This window comes from Microbacterium sp. Bi128, assembly GCF_918698205.1.
The window spans coordinates 1-2,870 of record NZ_CAKKMM010000614.1 but is presented as its reverse complement, the minus strand read 5'-3'; the positions used below and the strand labels follow the sequence as shown (position 1 = coordinate 2,870).

The following is a 2,870-nucleotide window of genomic DNA, read 5'->3' as shown; positions in this document are numbered from 1 at the left end:
GGTCCCGGTTCGGTGGTTCCCGGCAGCGTGGCCACGAAAACGGCGCCCGGGCCGCCGGGGGAGCCGGCCTCGAGCACCCGCACGTCTCCGCCGCGGCGGCGCGCGAGCTGCCGGGACAGGGCCAGCCCCAGGCCCTGCCCTCCGCCAGGGCGCGCGGGCCGGACCGAGGTCGTGTAACCCTCCGCGAAGACCCCCTCGGCCTCGGCGGCTGTCATGCCGGTGCCCAGGCCGTCGCCGGAATCGGCCACCACAATGTGGAGTGTGCCGGCGCCTCCGTTGATGCCCGGTTCGTCCAGCACTTCGACTTCCACCCAGCGCTCGGCCGCGGAACCGGCGACGGCGGCGTTCACGGCGTTGTCGATCAGGTTCCCCAGGACTGTGGTGACGTCCTGGGGTTCGGTGACGCGGCCGCGGACCACGGATTCCGGGCCGAGGCGGAGACTCACGCCGCGCTCGTCCGCCTCGACGCCCTTGGCACCGAGGAAGGCCTGCAGGTAGGGGTCCTGGAGCAGCTCGGCCTGGTCCACCGGGAATGCCAGCGGCCCGGTGCCCGCCAGTTTGGCGAGATAGTCCTGGGCCTGCTGGGGCTGGCCAATGCTCATGAACCCGGCGATCGTGTGCAGCTGGTTGGCAAACTCGTGGCGCTGCGCCCGCAAAGCCGCGGACATGGTGCCGACGGCGTCGAGCTGGCGGGTCAGCTGCTGCAGCTCGGTCCGGTCCCGCAGCATCACCACCCAGCCAAGGTCCTCGCGGCCGTGCAGAGCCTTGCGGGCGCTCACCACCAGCACCTGGCCGCCGGCCACGAGTTCCACCGCCTCGCCCTCGGCCGCATCGGCCCGGGTCAGGGCCTTGAGCTGCTCCGGGACCGGCGCGGCGGCCCAGGGCGTGCCCGCGAGGTCCGGGACACCGAGCAGCCGCTGGGCGGCGGCGTTGAAAACGCTGACCCTGCCGTCGGCCGAAACGCCGATCACGCCGTCGTCGACGCCCTGCAACACGGCCACCTGGTCGTGCACGAGGGTGCTGATCTCCTCGGGTTCGAGCCCGAGGGTCAGCCGCTGGAGCCGCCGCCGCAGCAGGAAGGAGGCGAGCACGCCGGCCAGCAGCGCGCCGGCTGCCGTGACGGCGATGGGGATGATGTCCCGGGCCAGGCTTTGGCTGATCGTCTCGGTGGAGTAGCCCACGCTCACCTCTCCCACCACCGCCGTCGAGTCCGGGGCGTACACCGGGACCTTGGCGCCGGCGGACGGGCCCAGCGTGCCCGTGTTCCGCGTGGTGACCTCCCGGCCCGCGAGGGCGTCCGAGGGGTCGGTACTGACCTTTTCGCCCAGCCGCTCCGCGTCGGGGTGCGCCAGCCGGATGCCGGTCTCGTCCGTAATGACCACGAACAGGGCCCCGGTGCGGGTGCGGGCACCCTCCGCGGCAGCCATCAACGGACCGGCCAACAGCTCGGCGGCCGGGGGAGCGGCGGGAAGAGCGCTGATGGACTGGACCTGAGCCCGCACGGAGGGGTCCGAGGCCACCGTCCGGGCCAGGGTCAGCGCCTGGTTCTCCGCCTCGCGGCCCAGCCGGTCATAGCTCAGCCAGGCGTGGACGGCGCTGCTCAGCAGCACCACCAGCGCCACGACGCCGAGCTGCAGCAGCAGTGTCTGGGTCGAAAAGCGCAGGGCCGGCAGAGCTGTGCGGCGCTTCATCGGGCTCCTGCCTGGGGTTGGTACGGACGTGAGCAAAATGCGCAAAATGCATCCAATAAGCAGTATGCCAATCAATTGAGCCAAAGACCCAGTCGTGACGGGCGCCACTCTAACGTCTGTAGTGCGCATCACACCGGAGTGGTGTCATTCAACGAAGAAGGAGCCGGCCGTGCTGGTATTACTAGGATTCGCCATGATCGCGGTATTCATGGTGCTGATCATGACGAAGAAGTTGACGCCGGTGCTGGCGCTCATCATTGTTCCCACAGTCTTCGGGCTTTTCGCCGGCGCGGGCCTCGGGATCGGCCCGATGGTCATGGACTCCATGAAATCCATGACCTCCACCGCCGCGCTGCTGATGTTCGCGATCATCTACTTCGGGCTGATGATCGACGTCGGGCTCTTTGACCCCCTGGTCCGGTTCATCCTGCGAAAGCTCGGCAACGACCCCGCCAAGGTTGTCCTGGGCACGGCCATCCTCGCGGCAGCGGTCTCCCTCGACGGTGACGGCTCCACCACCTTCATCCTCACCACCGCGGCGATGCTGCCGGTCTACCTGCGGCTGAAGATGAGCCCCGTGGTCCTGACCTGCGTGGCCGGCCTGGCCAACGGCACCATGAACATCCTGCCCTGGGGCGGCCCCACCGCCCGCGCCGCCTCCGCGCTGAAGCTCGACGTCAATGATGTCTTCGTGCCCATGGTCCCGTCCCTCATCGCCGGGCTCATCGTCGTGCTGGTCTTCTCCTGGCTGCTCGGCCTGCAGGAACGCAACCGCCTCCGCGCCGTCGCCCCCGAGATCTGGGGCGTCCCGGATACAGCCGCAGCCTTCGACGGCGACGCAGACGGCGCAGCCGGCGGCAGCGCGGCCGGCGGTACCGGCATCCGCCGCGGCCGCAAGGACCCCGGAGCCTCGCCCGCCGGGCTCTCCCCGGAAGGATCGTCCGTTGCAGTGCTGGAGCGCGCCGATTCCCTCGTTGACGACCGCGACTCCGCTATGGCCGACACCGCCCTGGACCCCAACCGCAAGACCCTCCGTCCCAAGCTGTTCTGGTTCAACCTCGGCCTCACGGTCGCGGTCATGGTGACGCTCGTCGCCAACGTCATTCCGCTCCCGTTCGTCTTCATGGTCGGCTCCGCCATCGCCCTGCTGGTCAACTTCCCCAAGGTCAAGGACCAGAG

The 2,870-nt window shown here is 69.8% G+C and carries 2 protein-coding genes; one reads left to right on the top strand and one right to left on the bottom strand.

The annotated features are described in order from the left end of the window. On the bottom strand, positions 1-1,691 hold a 1,691-nt coding region (locus LQV45_RS23760; protein ID WP_230009095.1), incomplete at its 3' end, for an ATP-binding protein. Positions 1,692-1,860: 169 nt separating this feature from the next. Here LQV45_RS23760 and LQV45_RS23755 point away from each other — a divergent pair. After that, a partial coding sequence (locus LQV45_RS23755) for an SLC13 family permease (protein WP_230009094.1) occupies positions 1,861-2,870 on the top strand: 1,010 nt, incomplete at its 3' end.